General features: G+C 58.0%; 16 protein-coding genes. 8 read left to right on the forward strand and 8 right to left on the reverse strand.

The window, feature by feature from the left end; genetic code table 11:
- Positions 1-56 precede the first annotated feature (56 nt).
- From LIX91_RS18000 to LIX91_RS18015, 4 genes are read right to left on the reverse strand one after another with little or no spacing between them, the layout of a single operon-like run.
- The gene (locus LIX91_RS18000) at positions 57-791 is read right to left on the reverse strand and encodes an amino acid ABC transporter ATP-binding protein (protein ID WP_226488883.1); all 735 of its coding nucleotides are present in this window, start codon (positions 789-791) and stop codon (positions 57-59) included.
- Complete coding sequence (locus LIX91_RS18005) at positions 778-1,428, reverse strand: amino acid ABC transporter permease (protein ID WP_032697623.1); 651 nt, start codon at positions 1,426-1,428, stop codon at positions 778-780. The genes LIX91_RS18000 and LIX91_RS18005 overlap by 14 nt, the downstream gene beginning before the upstream one ends.
- Positions 1,425-2,090 (reverse strand): amino acid ABC transporter permease, encoded by a 666-nt coding sequence (locus LIX91_RS18010; RefSeq protein ID WP_226488884.1) that lies wholly within the window; start codon positions 2,088-2,090, stop codon positions 1,425-1,427. The genes LIX91_RS18005 and LIX91_RS18010 overlap by 4 nt, the downstream gene beginning before the upstream one ends.
- Positions 2,091-2,119: 29 nt before the next feature.
- Complete coding sequence (locus LIX91_RS18015; protein ID WP_003317349.1) at positions 2,120-2,905, reverse strand: transporter substrate-binding domain-containing protein; 786 nt, start codon at positions 2,903-2,905, stop codon at positions 2,120-2,122.
- A gap of 250 nt (positions 2,906-3,155) precedes the next feature.
- Here LIX91_RS18015 and LIX91_RS18020 point away from each other — a divergent pair, with 250 nt between their 5' ends.
- The 6 genes from LIX91_RS18020 to LIX91_RS18045 all read left to right on the forward strand — a co-directional run bounded on the left by LIX91_RS18020 (position 3,156) and on the right by LIX91_RS18045 (position 9,241).
- Complete coding sequence (locus tag LIX91_RS18020) at positions 3,156-3,860, forward strand: FadR/GntR family transcriptional regulator (RefSeq protein WP_003414120.1); 705 nt, start codon at positions 3,156-3,158, stop codon at positions 3,858-3,860.
- A gap of 121 nt (positions 3,861-3,981) precedes the next feature.
- On the forward strand, positions 3,982-4,311 hold the full coding sequence (gene trxA, locus LIX91_RS18025) for a thioredoxin TrxA (protein WP_103697364.1): 330 nt from the start codon (positions 3,982-3,984) through the stop codon (positions 4,309-4,311).
- A gap of 231 nt (positions 4,312-4,542) precedes the next feature.
- A complete protein-coding gene (rho, locus tag LIX91_RS18030; RefSeq protein ID WP_002551560.1) occupies positions 4,543-5,802 on the forward strand; it encodes a transcription termination factor Rho in 1,260 nt (419 codons plus the stop codon).
- 127 nt (positions 5,803-5,929) lie between these two features.
- Positions 5,930-7,396 (forward strand): 4-hydroxy-3-polyprenylbenzoate decarboxylase, encoded by a 1,467-nt coding sequence (ubiD, locus tag LIX91_RS18035; protein WP_003317344.1) that lies wholly within the window; start codon positions 5,930-5,932, stop codon positions 7,394-7,396.
- Positions 7,396-8,364, forward strand: coding sequence for a CDP-6-deoxy-delta-3,4-glucoseen reductase (locus tag LIX91_RS18040; protein WP_003414123.1), 969 nt, complete (start codon positions 7,396-7,398; stop codon positions 8,362-8,364). The genes ubiD and LIX91_RS18040 overlap by 1 nt, the downstream gene beginning before the upstream one ends.
- A gap of 208 nt (positions 8,365-8,572) precedes the next feature.
- Positions 8,573-9,241, forward strand: coding sequence for a gamma-glutamylcyclotransferase (locus LIX91_RS18045; RefSeq protein ID WP_003317342.1), 669 nt, complete (start codon positions 8,573-8,575; stop codon positions 9,239-9,241).
- On the opposite strand, the gene glpT is transcribed toward LIX91_RS18045, so the two are convergent.
- Positions 9,242-10,591, reverse strand: coding sequence for a glycerol-3-phosphate transporter (gene glpT / locus LIX91_RS18050; protein ID WP_226488885.1), 1,350 nt, complete (start codon positions 10,589-10,591; stop codon positions 9,242-9,244).
- 274 nt (positions 10,592-10,865) lie between these two features.
- Between glpT and LIX91_RS18055 the strand changes: the two genes are divergently transcribed.
- Positions 10,866-11,531: an energy transducer TonB gene (locus LIX91_RS18055; protein WP_410524757.1), complete on the forward strand. Its 666-nt coding sequence runs from the start codon at positions 10,866-10,868 to the stop codon at positions 11,529-11,531.
- Complete coding sequence (locus LIX91_RS18060) at positions 11,528-12,163, forward strand: energy transducer TonB (RefSeq protein WP_226488887.1); 636 nt, start codon at positions 11,528-11,530, stop codon at positions 12,161-12,163. The genes LIX91_RS18055 and LIX91_RS18060 overlap by 4 nt, the downstream gene beginning before the upstream one ends.
- Before the next feature lie 450 nt (positions 12,164-12,613).
- Here LIX91_RS18060 and LIX91_RS18065 read toward each other — a convergent pair whose 3' ends face one another.
- From LIX91_RS18065 to LIX91_RS18075, 3 genes are read right to left on the reverse strand one after another with little or no spacing between them, the layout of a single operon-like run.
- A complete protein-coding gene (locus LIX91_RS18065; protein ID WP_226488888.1) occupies positions 12,614-13,351 on the reverse strand; it encodes a hypothetical protein in 738 nt (245 codons plus the stop codon).
- A 47-nt stretch (positions 13,352-13,398) separates the two neighbouring features.
- Positions 13,399-13,668: a bacteriocin immunity protein gene (locus LIX91_RS18070; RefSeq protein WP_226488889.1), complete on the reverse strand. Its 270-nt coding sequence runs from the start codon at positions 13,666-13,668 to the stop codon at positions 13,399-13,401.
- Positions 13,665-15,293: an S-type pyocin domain-containing protein gene (locus LIX91_RS18075; protein WP_226488903.1), complete on the reverse strand. Its 1,629-nt coding sequence runs from the start codon at positions 15,291-15,293 to the stop codon at positions 13,665-13,667. Before LIX91_RS18075 ends, LIX91_RS18070 begins: the two co-directional genes overlap by 4 nt.
- Positions 15,294-15,758: the final 465 nt, after the last annotated feature.

Consider the following 15,758-nt stretch of genomic DNA (forward strand, 5'->3'; position numbering starts at 1 on the left):
GCATAACGCTGATCGCTTCGCGTGGACATGCTGTTCCGGACGCTCTGCGTTCAGCGTCAGGCGTGCTCCACTGTGCCGATGAAGTTCGCCAGTTCCGGGGTTTTCGGGTTGGCGAAGAGTACTTTCGGATCGCCCACTTCATGCACCTTGCCCTGATGCATGAACACCAGCTTGTCGCCCACTTCACGCGCGAAGCGCATTTCGTGGGTGACCATGATCAGGGTCATGCCATCGGCTGCCAACTGACGCACCACGCTGAGTACTTCGTTGACCAGCTCCGGGTCCAGCGCCGAGGTGATTTCGTCGCACAGCAAGACCTTGGGCGACATCGCCAGCGCGCGGGCAATCGCCACGCGTTGCTGCTGACCACCGGACAGGCGATCCGGGAAGGCGTCGAATTTCTCGCCCAGCCCGACGCGCTCGAGCATCTTCCTCGCCAGTTTAGCGGCCTCGGCCTTCGGTACTTTCTGCACGACCTGCGGCGCAAGCATGACGTTCTCACCCACGCTCAGGTGCTGGAACAGGTTGAACTGCTGGAACACCATGCCGACCTTCTGGCGCAGCGTGCGCAGGTCGGCGCGTGCGGCATCCAGGTATTCGCCATCGACCTCGATGACACCATCGTTGATCGACTCCAGGCCGTTGAGCGTGCGCAACAGGGTGCTTTTACCCGAGCCGCTGCGACCGATGATCGCCACGACCTGGCCTTCTTCGACCGACAGATCGATGCCTTTGAGCACGTGATGATCGCCATAGTATTTATGCAGGGCGGAAATTCTAAGCAGAGGCATGCAGTCTCCTTTCCAGATGGCGCGCGCACAGCGACAAGGGGTAGCACAGGATGAAGTAGCCCAAGGCAACGAAGCCATAGACCATGAATGGTTCAAACGTGGCGTTGGCCAGCATGCTGCCGGTCTTGGTCAGTTCGGTGAAACCGATGATCGACGTCACCGCCGTGCCTTTGACCACCTGCACCGAAAAGCCGACCGTCGGCGCGACCGCGATGCGCAACGCCTGCGGCAGAATCACATAGCGCATCTGCTCGAACGGGGTCAGCGCCAGGCTCGCGGATGCTTCCCACTGGCCCTTGGAAATAGATTCGACGCAGCCACGCCAGATTTCCGCGAGGTAGGCGCTGGTAAATAGCGTCAAGGCCAGTGCCGCCGCAGCCCAGGGCGAAATGTTCATGCCCATCAGAGCGACACCGAAGAACACCAGAAACAACTGCATCAACAGCGGTGTGCCCTGAAACAGTTCTATATAGAGCTTCGCGGTCACGCGCGGGCCGGATTTTTCCGAGGTGCGCATGCCCATGATCAGCAAACCGATCAGCCCGCCGCCGATGAAGGCCACCAGCGACAAGGCCAAGGTCCATTGCAGGCCGATCAGCAGATTGCGCACGATGTCCCAGAGGGTGAAATCCATCAGCGGTTCCTCGAGATGTAGCGCCGCCCGATCCAGGCCAGCAACTGCCGGATCAGCAGTGCCATGGCCAGGTAGATCAGCGTGGTCACAATGTAGGTTTCGAACGAGCGGAAGTTGCGTGACTGAATGAAGTTGGCATAGAAGCTCAGTTCTTCAGTGGCGATCTGCGAGCAGACTGACGAGCCCAGCATGACGATGATGATCTGGCTGCTCAGTGCCGGCCAGACCTTGCCCAGCGCCGGAACCAGCACCACGTGGCGAAAGGCTTCATAACGGTTCATCGCCAGCGCAGCCGACGCTTCAAGCTGACCCTTGGGAATCGCCTGGATACCCGCCCGCACGATTTCGGTCGAGTAGGCACCCAAGTTGATGACCATCGCCAGCACCGCTGCCTGCCATTCCATGATCTGCACGCCCAGCGACGGCAGACCGAAGAAAATGAAGAACAGCTGGACCAGAAACGGCGTATTGCGGATCAGCTCGACATAGATGGCAAAGATCGTCGCAAAAGGCTGAATCTTCCAGGCCCTCACGACGGCACCGACAATACCGAGACTGACGCCCAGCAGCGTGCCAATGGCCGTCAGTTCCAGCGTGAACAAAGCCCCGCGCAACAGCAGATCGATGCTCTGCAGGACCGGTGTAAAGTCGAAGTGATAAGCCATTGGTGAATCCTGTTACCGGAAAGCAGTGATCAGAGATCGGCAGGCAGCGGTTGCTTCAGCCAGGTCTGGGAAGCTTTTTCCAGCGAGCCGTCAGCCTTGGCGGCATTCAGAATCTCATCGACCTTGCCCAGCAGTTCCGGCTGACCCTTGTTCACGCCGACGTAGACCGGCGAATCCTTGAGTTTCACTTTCAGCGCCGGGATGCGCTTGGGGTTGCGCTCGCTGATCGCGACCATCACCACGTTGCCGCTGGCGATCAGGTCGGTCTGGCCGGCCAGATAGGCCGCGATGGTCGAGTTGTTGTCTTCGAAGCGCTTGATGACCGCGCCTTCCGGAGCCACTTTCGACAGCTCGATGTCCTCGATGGCGCCACGGGTGACGCTGATGGTCTTGCCTTTCAGGTCAGCGATGTCCTTGACCGGCGAATCAGGTGGCCCGAATACCGCCAGATAGAACGGCGCATAAGCACGCGAGAAGTCGATGACTTTCTCGCGGTCCGGGTTCTTGCCCAGGCTGGAAATCACCAGGTCGACCTTGCCGGTGGTCAGGAACGGAATGCGGTTGGTGCTGTTGACCGGGGTCAGCTCCAGCTTGACCTTGAGCTTGTCGGCCAGCAGCTGTGCGGTGTCGATGTCCAGGCCGCGCGGTTTCATGTCCGGGCCGACCGAGCCGAATGGCGGGAAGTCCTGCGGAACGGCCACCTTGAGGGTGCCGCGCGCTACAACGTCGTCCAGGCCGTTGGCGTGGGCGGGTGTCTGGCTCAGCATCAGACTGGCAAACAGTGCAGTAAGCAGGGCGCTGTAACGCTTGGTCATATGAAGTCTCCGGGCGAAACGAAAGGTGTTGGCCTGTCTCCAGTGCACAGCGCATGCCATCCGCTCGTGAACTGCCATGAATCAGGGTTTGCAGCGCGTTTATGGTCTTACTGGTCAGACCAGTCGAGCGGCTTCGCGCCCTGCTTTGGCGCGCTTTAAAGCCTTGCCGCCCCAGTGCTGGGCGTCGCTTGCCGAATGTTCGAGATGGGGATAAAAGGGATTTTTACTGGACTGACTGGCCTGAACAGTGATGCCGCACACCTCACTCGCAGTACCCGAATCAGCCCTCCGGGCCATTCGCAAATTGATCGCCGAGCAAGGGTACAAGCCCGGCGAAAGTCTGCCGTCGCAACGCGATCTGGCGGTTTTGCTGGGGGTCAGTCGGGCGTCTTTGCGTGAAGCCCTGTCATCGCTCAGCGCACTCGGAGTGGTCAGTGTCCAGCCCGGCAAAGGCGTCTTCGTGCAGTCGATTTCTGAACCAGAACAGCGCACGAGTGGTTTTTCCTGGCCTTATGAAGCTCAGGTTTCCCCGGCCGACACTTTTCAGTTGCGCTATGCACTGGAAGGTTTCGCAGCAGGCATGGCCGCCGTGACCCTGACCGCCGACGAGCGCGATGTACTGGAGGACAACGTCGAAGCTATGCGTCTGGAGTTGCGGGCCGGTGACTTCGAGGCTGCGGCGCGGCTGGACTTCGAGTTTCATCGGCACATTCTGGTCGCCAGCGGCAATCAGGCGATGCTGGGGATCGTGACTGCCGGGGCCGACATCTTTCTGGAAAGCCAGAAGATGCCGTTCATCCGGGCGGCCAGGGTCATGGAAACCTGGCAGGAGCACCGCAAGATCCTTCGCGCGCTGGCTCGGCATGCGTCGGGGCCCGCGCAAAAGGCCATGCAGGATCATATCCGTGGCGCAGCACTGCGCACCGGCATCGTGTTCGTGTCGCCTTCCAACTGAGCCCCTGCCATAACTCCAGTCATGAGTCATCATAGTCAGACTCAATGAACCTTCGCTTCCTGAATCACCTGAGGCCCGCTATGATGAGCGTCGTTTTTAGCCTATGACCTCGGAGACTTCCATGAGTAGCGACCTTATCAAACACGTCACCGACGCCACCTTTGACGCCGAAGTACTCAAGGCTCAGGGTCCTGTGCTTGTTGACTATTGGGCTGAATGGTGTGGCCCTTGCAAAATGATTGCCCCGGTTCTGGACGAAATCGCCGGTACCTATGAAGGCAAGCTGACTGTTGCCAAGCTGAATATCGATCAAAACCCTGACACTCCTGCCAAGCACGGTGTTCGCGGTATTCCTACGCTGATGTTGTTCAAGGACGGCAATGTGGAAGCGACCAAAGTTGGTGCGCTGTCGAAGTCGCAGCTGGCTGCGTTCCTCGACGCCAACATCTGAAGCGTTTCAAAGCCCCGCAAATCGCGGGGTTTTTTTCGGGTGTCGTACTAGACGCCTGGAAAATCAGGTGGTACATTCGGCCCCGCAACGGCTTCTCCGTTGCCCCCTGCTAGCCGTCGCCGACGCTCTCCTTTCGATTTAGTACGCGATCCTGTCGCCTTCTCTGCGGCGCGGCCTCATTAAGCCAAAAGCTTAATTTCCCCCTCCATACATGATTACGTCATTCCCCATATGAACCTGACTGAACTCAAGCAAAAGCCGATTACCGAATTGCTCGAAATGGCCGAACAGGCTGGCATCGAGAATATGGCCCGTTCGCGCAAGCAGGACGTCATTTTCTCCCTGCTCAAACGGCACGCCAAAAGTGGCGAGGAAATATCCGGTGATGGCGTGCTGGAGATTCTCCAGGACGGCTTCGGTTTCCTGCGCTCTGCAGACGCTTCCTACCTGGCCGGCCCGGATGACATCTATGTCTCCCCCAGCCAGATCCGCCGCTTCAACCTGCGTACCGGCGACACCATCGTTGGCAAGATCCGTCCACCCAAGGAAGGCGAGCGTTATTTCGCTCTGCTCAAGGTCGACACGATCAACTACGACCGTCCGGAAAACGCCAAGAACAAGATTCTGTTCGAAAACCTGACGCCGTTGTTCCCGACGATCCGCATGAAGATGGAAGCCGGTAACGGTTCCACCGAAGACCTGACCGGTCGTGTGATAGATCTGTGCGCACCGATCGGTAAAGGTCAGCGTGGTCTGATCGTTGCTCCGCCGAAGGCGGGCAAGACCATCATGCTGCAGAACATCGCGTCGAACATCACGCGTAACAACCCGGAAGTGCATCTGATCGTTCTGCTGATCGACGAGCGCCCGGAAGAAGTGACCGAAATGCAGCGCACCGTGCGCGGCGAAGTGGTTGCCTCGACATTCGACGAACCGCCAACCCGTCACGTACAGGTTGCCGAAATGGTGATCGAGAAGGCCAAGCGCCTGGTCGAGCACAAGAAAGACGTCGTTATCCTGCTCGACTCCATCACCCGTCTGGCACGTGCCTACAACACCGTCATCCCGAGCTCCGGCAAGGTATTGACCGGTGGTGTCGATGCTCATGCACTCGAGAAGCCTAAGCGTTTCTTCGGTGCTGCGCGTAACATCGAAGAAGGCGGCTCGTTGACCATCATCGCCACCGCACTGGTTGAAACCGGTTCGAAGATGGACGAAGTGATCTACGAAGAGTTCAAGGGTACCGGCAACATGGAGCTGCCTCTGGATCGCAAGATCGCAGAGAAGCGCGTGTTCCCGGCCATCAACATCAACCGCTCCGGCACACGCCGTGAAGAGCTGTTGACCGCTGATGACGAGCTGCAGCGCATGTGGATCCTGCGCAAGCTCCTGCACCCGATGGACGAAGTCGCGGCTATCGAGTTCCTCATCGACAAGCTCAAGCAGACCAAGACCAACGACGAGTTCTTCCTGTCCATGAAACGCAAGTAACGGGCAGGCTGAAACAAAAAATGGTGTCCTTCGGGGCACCATTTTTTTTGCCTGCATGCCGCCGATTAGCTGCCTTGACGGGCTGGAGCAGGTACGATGTGCGTCTATTGGATAAATGGCCGGGTTAATGAAATTCAAAGATCTTAGGGATTTCGTGCAGCAGCTTGAGCAGCGCGGAGAGTTGAAACGCATCCAGATGCCGATCTCGCCTGTGCTGGAAATGACTGAAATCTGTGACCGTACCTTGCGTGCCAAGGGCCCGGCGCTGTTATTCGAAAAACCGGTTGGCTTTGATATCCCGGTGCTGGGCAACCTGTTCGGCACGCCAGAGCGCGTCGCCATGGGCATGGGCGCCGAAGCGGTCAGTGAGCTGCGTGAAATCGGCAAGCTGCTGGCGTTCCTCAAGGAGCCCGAGCCACCCAAGGGCTTGAAGGATGCGTGGTCCAAGCTGCCGATCTTCCGCAAGGTCATCGCCATGGCCCCGAAGGTCGTCAAGGATGCGCCCTGCCAGGAGGTCGTCATCGAAGGCGATGACGTCGACCTCGGCATGCTGCCCGTACAAACCTGCTGGCCGGGCGATGTCGCGCCGCTGATCACTTGGGGCCTGACGGTCACCAAAGGCCCGAACAAGGAGCGCCAGAACCTCGGCATCTATCGCCAGCAGGTCATCGGTCGCAACAAGATCATCATGCGCTGGCTCAGCCATCGCGGTGGCGCGCTGGACTTCCGCGACTGGTGCGTCAAGCATCCTGGCGAGCCTTATCCGGTGGCCGTCGCACTGGGCGCGGACCCGGCGACCATTCTCGGTGCCGTGACGCCGGTACCGGACAGCCTCTCCGAATATGCCTTTGCCGGTCTGCTGCGTGGCTCGCGCACCGAACTGATCAAGTGCCGTGGCAGCAATCTGCAAGTCCCGGCCAGCGCCGAAATCGTGCTCGAAGGCGTGATTCATCCGGGCGAGATGGCCGACGAGGGACCTTACGGCGACCACACCGGCTATTACAACGAAGTCGACAGCTTTCCGGTGCTGACCGTCGAGCGCATCACGCACCGTATCAAGCCGATCTACCACAGCACCTACACCGGTCGTCCGCCTGATGAACCGGCGATTCTGGGCGTCGCGCTGAACGAAGTGTTCGTGCCGATTCTGCAAAAGCAGTTTCCGGAAATCGTCGATTTCTACCTGCCGCCCGAGGGTTGCTCGTACCGCATGGCGGTGGTGACCATCAAGAAACAGTATCCCGGTCATGCCAAGCGCGTGATGCTGGGTGTCTGGTCGTTCTTGCGCCAGTTCATGTACACCAAGTTCGTGATCGTCACCGACGACGATATCAATGCGCGGGACTGGAACGACGTGATCTGGGCCATCACCACGCGCATGGACCCCAAGCGCGACACGGTGATGATCGACAACACGCCCATCGATTACCTCGATTTCGCCTCGCCGGTGTCCGGCCTGGGGTCGAAAATGGGACTGGATGCCACGAACAAATGGCCAGGCGAGACCAGCCGCGAGTGGGGCAGGGCGATCGTCAAGGACGAAGCCACCACACGCCGGGTGGACGAAATCTGGACTCAGTTGGGAATAGACTGATGCGCGTAACCTTGCAGCCATCAGGTGCGGTGCTGGAAACCCTGCCGGGCGAGCGGATACTCGATGCGGCACAGCGCCTGGGTTATGAGTGCCCGCAGAGCTGTCGCAATGGCAACTGCCATGTGTGCTCGGCTCTGCTGGTCGAGGGCCGGGTGATGCAGTCGGGGCAGACGCTCGATCACGGCGAAATTCATACCTGTGTGGCCGAGCCGCTGACGGACTGCGTGGTGCTCTGGGATGGCGTGCTGGCCAAGGGTGAACTGCCGGTGCGCAGTTTTGCCTGCCAGCTGAGCGAATGCGTCGAAGTGGGTGGCGATGTCTGGCGGGTGGGCCTGCGTGCCCCGGCCGGCAAGCCGCCGCGTTATCACGCCGGGCAGTACCTGATGATCGAGCGCGAGAACGGCGAGAAGTCGGCGTTTTCCATCGCATCGGCACCGCACAGCGGTCGCGACCTGGAGCTGCACGTGCTGGCTCGTGAAGACAGTGCGCGCAGCCTGATCGAACAACTGCAACGCAACCGCATGGCGCGGGTCGAGCTGCCCTTTGGCGACACCCACCTCGCTGAGCTGCCAGACGGGCCGCTGGTGCTGATCGCGGCCGGTACGGGCATGGCGCAAATGAACAGTTTGTTGGAACACTGTCGCTCCACAGGCTTCAGTCATCCCGTGCACCTGTACTGGGGCGTGCGTCGCCCCGAGGATTTCTACCAGGTCAGCCATTGGGACGAGTGGGCGAAACTGCCGAACCTGTTCCTGCACAAGGTCGTCAGCGACCTGTGCGGCTGGGAGGGACGTTGCGGTCTGCTGCACGAGGCGGTTTGCGAGGACATCAAGGACCTGTCAGCTGTTCACGTCTACGCCAGCGGCTCGCCAGCGATGATCTACGGAACCCTGGACGCCCTGGTCGACGCCGGAATGGACGCTCATCAGATGCGTGCAGACGTGTTCGCTTATGCACCGCGTGCGTAATGCCGGACTGACGGCTGCAGGAGTGGAGTGTAAATTGCTTTAACTGATTACAACCGATGGCGATGCATGGTCGTCGCCAGGCAACTTTTAGTAGAGGCAGGCCGTTGGCCTGTGGCAACAACCGAACCACGACACCCTGATGCCGCTCAACCACGAGCGAGTCGGCGGGGCTCGGTAAAAACTGACAGTCAGACTGTCAGGGAGGCAAATGGAGAATCCAATCAACGAGTTGGCCGCTGCGGTGCATGACGGCCTTGGCCTGACGTATCCGCCCGTTATCGATATGGGCCCACAGCTTACCCGCGAGCAACTGCTCGCATCCATGAACACCACCATGCGTCGTCACAAGGGCGGCCCGGTCTGGCTGTTCGCCTACGGCTCACTGATCTGGCGTCCCGAGTGCACCGCCGTGGAGAGCCAGCGCGCCCGAGTGCACGGTTATCACCGCGGGCTTTACCTCTGGTCGCACGAACACCGTGGCACGCCGGAAGTACCGGGGCTGGTATTCGGTCTGGACCGTGGCGGTTCATGCACCGGCTTCGCCTATCGTCTGCCGGATGAATGCCTGGAAAAATCGCTGCTGGCCTTGTGGGAGCGCGAGATGCCGTACCCCTCGTATCGCCCGCACTGGCTCAATTGCCGCCTTGAAGATGGCCGGAAGGTGCAGGCCCTGGGCTTCGTACTCGAGCGGCATCTGCCCAGCTACGCAGGCAACCTGCCGGATAGCGTGCTCAGCCAGGTGCTGGCCAGCGCCAGAGGGCGCTACGGGACCACCCGCGAGTACGTGGAGCAGACCGCCAAGGCCCTGCGTAGCCACGCCATGCCAGACCTGAATCTGGAGGCGCGGCTCAAGCGCTGCAAGTCGGAGACTGCCTGATTAGCCTTTGATGTCGCGGGATGTGCTGGCGACCTGTTTGTGCCGCAGCGTCGGCGCAAGGAACACCATCGCCAGAATGCACGCGCCGATCAACAGCACGAACCCACCATCCCAGCCAAAGTGGTCAACCGTATAGCCCATCGCCGCGCTGGCCGCGACCGACCCGCCCAGATAGCCGAACAGCCCGGTAAAGCCGGCGGCCGTGCCTGCTGCCTTCTTCGGTGCCAGCTCCAGCGCCTGCAGACCGATCAGCATCACCGGGCCGTAGATCAGGAAGCCGATGGACACCAGCGCGATCATGTCGACGGTCGGATTGCCTTCAGGGTTCAGCCAGTACACCAGCGTGGCGATGGTCACCAGAAACATGAACACCATGCCGGTCAGGCCGCGATTGCCCTTGAAGATCTTGTCCGACATCCAGCCGCACAGCAGCGTGCCCGGAATGCCTGCCCACTCGTAGAGGAAATAGGCCCAGGAGGTCTTGTCGACCGTGAAGTGCTTGGCTTCTTTGAGATAAGTCGGTGCCCAGTCCAGCACGCCGTAGCGCAGCAGGTAAACGAACACGTTGGCCATGGCGATGTACCACAGGAATTTGTTGCGCAGCACGTACTTGACGAAGATTTCCCGGGCGCTAAATTCTTCTTCGTGGCTGGCATCGTAGCCTTCCGGATAATCGTTCTTGTAGTGCTCGATCGGTGGCAGGCCGACCGATTGCGGGGTGTCACGCATGGTCGCGAAGGCGAACACCGCGACCAGCAACGCAACCGCCGCCGGCACGTAGAACGCCGCATGCCAGTCGTTGGTCCAGCCCATGCCGAGCAGGAACAGCGGGCCGATCAGGCCGCCGCCGACGTTGTGCGCCACGTTCCACACCGACACCACACCGCCGCGCTCTTTCTGCGACCACCAGTGGACCATCGTCCGCCCGCTCGGCGGCCAGCCCATGCCCTGCGCCCAGCCATTGATGAACAGCAGCACAAACATGATCGTGACACTGGACGTCGCCCACGGCGCGAAGCCGAAGATGAACATGATCCCGGCAGAGACCAGCAGGCCGAACGGCAGGAAGTAACGCGGGTTGGAGCGATCCGAAACGATGCCCATGAGGAATTTCGACAAGCCGTAGGCAATCGCAATGGCAGACATCGCCACGCCCAGCTGGCCACGCGTATAGCCTTCGTCGATCAGATACGGCATCGCCAGCGAGAAATTCTTGCGCAGCAGGTAGTAACCCGCATAGCCGATAAAGATGCCTGCGAAGATCTGCCAGCGCAGACGGCGATAGGTGCTGTCGACCTTTTCTTCGGGAAGGGGTACCTGATGCCTGGCAGGGCGGAAAAACCCAAACATGGAGAAGCTCCTGATTATTGTTGTTTTTGCGAATGCGAATATTACATTTTCATTACAGAAAAAAGCAGTGCCTTCGGGCTGATTCTTTGTAGGAAATGCAGGCAATCAGCTGTTGTTTTACGAACATTGCGCAAGTGTTTACAGACGTTTCAATTGTTTGGGATGGGTCCTACAGGCGTATCGGAAGTCGTGTGCTGACTGATGTGTCGGCAGGTTCATACCATCGTCATCACTGCGCCCTGGAGGTGCACCACGACGATGAGCCCCTACAACAATGAGAATGACCGCGTTCATGATTGCCGCAGCACTGGCCCCTCCCGTCGGCGCTGCAGAGCCATTTCTGGTGCCGATATACACGCCGACACCGGTTTTTCCACCAGAGCTGGTCAAGACCCACTATGCAGGCAAGGTCCGCGCGCAGCTGTGGATCAAATCCGATGGGCAGGTTCGTGAAGCCAGGGCGATCGAGAGCGGGCATCCGCAGCTCGCCTCAGCGGTAGAGCAGGCGCTCCGCCAATGGCGCTATAAACCCTGGGTCGGAACAGTCGGCGCGCCGCCCATGACCACGATCACCGTGCCCGTCATTTTCGGTTCCCACGGCTATCGGCGCTTCAACACCGAAGTGACCGTGGGCCTGGGCAACATCCGCTGCGGCTACCTGAACCACGAAGTGAAATCCGCCCGCCAGGACTATCCCAAGGAACCACTGAGTAAGGTCGACGTGTTCTGGTACACCGGGCAGGCGCTGTTCGGCAGCCATGTTGCCCACCTGCGCAGCGAGCCCCAACGCCAGGTCCTGCTTGAGCAACTGGGCGCCGCGATACCGATGATGGTCAGCAATTGCCGAAGCAATCCCGATCGTCTGTACGGCGACTATCTGCCGACGCCGATCAAGACGTTGATGGTGGGGTTGGCCGAGCAAGCGGAGGGCAACGAATGAGCTGCGTGCTGGGTTGCATGATGCTTACAGGGTTGCTTTCGGCGGGGGGAGCACAGGCGTTGCCGTCGTATCCGGTGCCGTTGCATATGCCTGAGCCGGGCTATTCGGCATCGATGCTTCGTTCCTTCGTAAAACGCAGTGTCAGCATCAGAGTTTTCATTCAGGCCGATGGAGGCGTGCGCTTCCTCGAAGTGCTGGGGGAGCCCGATCCGAGGCTCATCAGCCTGACCCGAAGTGCTGTCGAACAGTGGGTCTTCGAACCTTGGCAGCCGCCGGCCTCTCATCCCGAGGGCGAAGCAGTTACGGTCACGTTCAATTTCACGGGGCGGCCACATACCAACCCGCCGCTGGCAGCCAATGTCGAGCTGAAGCAGGTGTTGTGCTGGCAGCTGAATACGGAAATGTTCGAGGGACGCAAATGGCGCAAGGACGTCAAACCGGATGCGCTGATGCGTACAGAACTGTACCTGTCGAGCAGTCCGGTCATAGAGCAGTTTCTCACCCTGGACGAGCGTCAGGCCCTGGTTCTTGAGCTGCTGGAAGCGACGCCGGGCATCGTCGCTCAATGCCAAAAAAATCCGATGCGCAGGTACGTTGATTATTTGCCGGAGACTGTGAGGAAGGCGCTGTAAGGGTTGAGCGATATTGATTACGGACATCGTGAGCGCCGCGTACTTGTGGGAGTGAGCTTGCTCACGAAGGGGCCGGTACAGCCGACGGATATCTCTCGTTTCGCACGCGTCAGCGGGAACGCCTTTCTTAAGGCTCCGCGTCACCATTCGCTCCATGAGCCACGTTCAAGATTGGACGCGGAGTCTCCAGAGAAGCATGAGCGGGCATGGCAACTAAAATGTTTGTTGCCCTGTGAATACGCCTTCGCGAGCAAGCTCGCTCCCACAGTTCAGGTAATCCTCCTGCTTTTGAGTGAGTTTCAGTTTGGAGGTCTGAACCGGATATCGTCGTCAGTTACCAAATGATCCGACCTTCAGGTAGGTGGATTATTTGCCGGAGAATGTCAGATCTATCGTGTGGTGCCGGTGTCAAAGCAGTGCTGACTTGACCCGGCACCTCCAGCGAAATGATCAGTGAACAGCGCTCATATTTTGAATCGCTTCAAGCTGACTCATGTCGAGCGCTCCGTGAGCGCTGATCGTATTCGAGAAGTCGGTGATCGCGATTTCGATAGTGCCTCTCAGCACCTTGATCGCATTATCGATTTCTCGCGACGCCTCAGGCCCGAACGTCATCTCTATCGCTCGGTTGGATTCGGCCTCTTTAGCGCGAGCTTCCTCGGCGTTGCGTAGGGCCAATGCGTGCTCGGCTTCTTCGACCTGACGTTGTGCAAGCTGGAACGCTGCCTCTATGGCTCGCTGCTGCGCAGCCTGTTCTTCCGCGAGTCGGCGAGCCGCCTCTTCCGCCTCGGCTCGCGCGCGCGCGGCTTCTTCGGCTCGGGCTTCCAGGGCAAGGCGCTCAGCGTGTTGGCGATCAAGTTCTAATAGCCTGGCAAATAGGTCTTCGATGCTGCGCTTGAAGTTCTCCAAACCAAGAATGCTGTCTAAGAAAGATCTCGCTTCGGCTACCAAATCCGCAAGGCCGCCGTTCCCGGGCGCAACTCGTATTTTTTCCTTAGGCGTATTGGCAAGCTCGATATATTCCGGCTGCAGATGTGCTCGTTTACTGCTGATCAGATGGTTTGCGGCATGTATGTGTTTGTCGGCTATTTCTATATGGTTCATCCCGCTCCAGTCGCCGACGTAAGCTGCAATCTCGGCTTGTAGATCGCCACTTAATTGTTGCAGATGATGATGTAGTTCTTCCATAGACGATTTCCTTTTTATATTGGTTAATATGAGCGTGCGTTAAGTGTTTAACTTTTGAATCCTGGCTTGCCATTTTTTGCTCGCCATTCTTTAATTTCTTTCATAACCCCTGTGGCGCTATCCTCTCTGCCTTCGAGCGGGTAATACAGGAGGTCCGATTTTTCCGGATGCTCTGTCACTTCTGTAATGTGGTCGACAAGGCTGTTCACGTACTCTTCGGCATCTTCTCTCGTTTCGCTTACGCCAGTGAAAAGCTCACTTAGAATTTCCATGAACTCAGCTTCGGTGTAATCACTCAGTTTGGATTTCAGTTTCATTGGTTATTCCTGTGAGTCTGGATGTGGTCTTTAGGGGTCATAATTATAAGGTTGTCCAGATCATAAACTGATCCCCCTTCACTGACCCGGTGTTTGTGATGGATTTCATATTTCACGCGCTTGCCGACTCGATCTGCTAGCGGGGCACGAGGTGCACGTTTGTTTGATAGCTCCTGAAGGTTTAACTCTCCAAGATGTCGGCTCAACTCCGGGTCTTTTGATACCTCTAACCAGATCGCTTCCCTTAACTTGGCAAAACTTGCGAATGGTCGTCCACTCAGCTTTTCCGCAACACTGGAAGGAATCGGCGCTGGTTGGCTTGCCGTCGGCCCTCTCAGCCAGGTAGCTGTCACCGCCTCACCAAACCCACTCGCAACCCCCGGAATCGACCTCGGGTCCTTGAACAGCAGGTAGCTATTCGGCAGCCCTGAATCAATCGGCGATATGAGAATGTAATCATCAGGATCATCTCGATCAATCGCCGGGTAAGCTTCAAGCTCGGGTACAAAAGGTGTCACCACGTTGCCTGGATCTACCGGCAAAACGGGTGGTGCTGCGGGTGAGCTTGTCGAGCTGTCCGCCGGTCGTGCTATTGGCGTCCATATCAGTGCCGGTGTCGATTCCCCGTCACGGATAAACTCGTAGGAATTGCTCTGTGCGTTATAGGTGAAAGTTCTTACGCGAACCTTGGTACCAACTTTCACACCGTCCGCAGCTACCCAGCGTGTAGCGCTTGTGCCAGCTTCATCGGATGTCAGTCGATGAGGCACATCCAGCGTGCCTTTGACGCTGGCAAGGTAGTGCAGATCGATATGCGGTGGCAGGTTGAGCTGCGACAGAGGTGTGGCGATAACGGCGGGCGGCAGTTCTGCGTCGCCCAACGGTTGTGGATACATCGCCAGCAACGTAACCAGATTGCTGCCCAATGTTCTGGTCGCAATCCTGATGAGTTGATCCTTCGCGATGTTGGTCGCAACGGTTCTGATGCCTGGTGCTGCGGTGGTAGTTGACGCGGGGGCAATAACTGACCACAACTTGTCGATGCCAGCGGCCTGTCGTGCTTCCTGACTCGCCGGTTTATTGGCCAGCGACAGTTCAGCATGGCGCATGGAAAGCGCTGCTGATTGTTCATTGAGCAGCGTGACCGACTCGGCAAGAAGCTTTGCTTCGTAGGTTTGAGATAAAGCGTTTACCCACGCTTCATGGGCCTGCTGCACACGTGGAGGATCACCTTGGCTGTAGTACACCAGATAGTTCAGGTGGTCTTTTTGTGTAGCATGGTCAAGTTCTTGACCGGTGAGACTCAGAGCCTGAGCGCGACGCTCGTCCAGTAACGGTTGTTTGATTGCAATTAAATAGTTAACCCTGGTTTTTTTCTGAAGTATAAGCTCAAGAGCCTGCTTGTCGCCTGGGTAATCAACATTCAGGTCATCACCCGGCGCTATTTCTTTTTGAAGAGTATTCGGCAGCGATGCAGAAGCCAGTGAATACTTTTGTGCCAATCCAGACTGTAACGATGGATATGCATTTGTCAGCGCTTCAAGAGCCAGTCGATGGGCCTGATCCTTTTCGGCCTGTGCACGTACTTGCGCTTCAATACGTTCTCGCTCGGCGGCTTCTGCCATTGCCTGGGCATGTGCCTCAGCCTGTAACCTTAGTTGGTGAGCTGCTTGTTCCGCTTCTTGCCGCCGAGCTAAGGCCTTGGCTTCCTTTTTTGCGCGGGCACGAACGAGCGCTGCCCTTCTGGCTCCTCTGTTTTTTGAGCCACCAAAACCAACGCTGCCGCCGCCACCAGAGCCGTTCCAGGAGCGGTGGCCAAATCCATCCCGATTTCCGTCTGATCCTGTCTTTCCAGCTTTCTTATCGTTGCCTTCAGTGACAAGTATGTTTTTTACAGGAGGATCATCGTTGCTCATATTCTCGCTCATACAATTTCCTTTTGTTTGTATGGCGATAGGCTAACAAAGGCTTTTTTCTAATAGCCCATAATTATATATGGATGGTGTGTTGTTTTATCGGGTTACAGTGCTTGGTAAGTTCTTTTTTTGCTGTCTGAAATAAAGTCACTGTGGTTATTTTATGATGCTATT

Source organism: Pseudomonas sp. B20, assembly GCF_020515755.1.
Taxonomy (GTDB): Bacteria; Pseudomonadota; Gammaproteobacteria; order Pseudomonadales; family Pseudomonadaceae; genus Aquipseudomonas; species Aquipseudomonas syringae.

Excerpts from the sequence above, each read along its gene's own strand:
- LIX91_RS18000 (WP_226488883.1), bottom strand. The coding sequence starts at position 791 with ATGCCTCTGCTTAGAATTTCCGCCCTGCATAAATACTATGGCGATCAT.
- LIX91_RS18010 (WP_226488884.1), bottom strand. The coding sequence starts at position 2,090 with ATGGCTTATCACTTCGACTTTACACCGGTCCTGCAGAGCATCGATCTG.
- LIX91_RS18015 (WP_003317349.1), bottom strand. The coding sequence starts at position 2,905 with ATGACCAAGCGTTACAGCGCCCTGCTTACTGCACTGTTTGCCAGTCTG.
- LIX91_RS18020 (WP_003414120.1), top strand. The coding sequence starts at position 3,156 with ATGCCGCACACCTCACTCGCAGTACCCGAATCAGCCCTCCGGGCCATT.
- trxA (WP_103697364.1), top strand. The coding sequence starts at position 3,982 with ATGAGTAGCGACCTTATCAAACACGTCACCGACGCCACCTTTGACGCC.
- rho (WP_002551560.1), top strand. The coding sequence starts at position 4,543 with ATGAACCTGACTGAACTCAAGCAAAAGCCGATTACCGAATTGCTCGAA.
- ubiD (WP_003317344.1), top strand. The coding sequence starts at position 5,930 with ATGAAATTCAAAGATCTTAGGGATTTCGTGCAGCAGCTTGAGCAGCGC.
- LIX91_RS18040 (WP_003414123.1), top strand. The coding sequence starts at position 7,396 with ATGCGCGTAACCTTGCAGCCATCAGGTGCGGTGCTGGAAACCCTGCCG.
- LIX91_RS18045 (WP_003317342.1), top strand. The coding sequence starts at position 8,573 with ATGGAGAATCCAATCAACGAGTTGGCCGCTGCGGTGCATGACGGCCTT.
- glpT (WP_226488885.1), bottom strand. The coding sequence starts at position 10,591 with ATGTTTGGGTTTTTCCGCCCTGCCAGGCATCAGGTACCCCTTCCCGAA.
- LIX91_RS18055 (WP_410524757.1), top strand. The coding sequence starts at position 10,866 with ATGAGAATGACCGCGTTCATGATTGCCGCAGCACTGGCCCCTCCCGTC.
- LIX91_RS18060 (WP_226488887.1), top strand. The coding sequence starts at position 11,528 with ATGAGCTGCGTGCTGGGTTGCATGATGCTTACAGGGTTGCTTTCGGCG.
- LIX91_RS18065 (WP_226488888.1), bottom strand. The coding sequence starts at position 13,351 with ATGGAAGAACTACATCATCATCTGCAACAATTAAGTGGCGATCTACAA.
- LIX91_RS18070 (WP_226488889.1), bottom strand. The coding sequence starts at position 13,668 with ATGAAACTGAAATCCAAACTGAGTGATTACACCGAAGCTGAGTTCATG.
- LIX91_RS18075 (WP_226488903.1), bottom strand. The coding sequence starts at position 15,293 with ATGGCAGAAGCCGCCGAGCGAGAACGTATTGAAGCGCAAGTACGTGCA.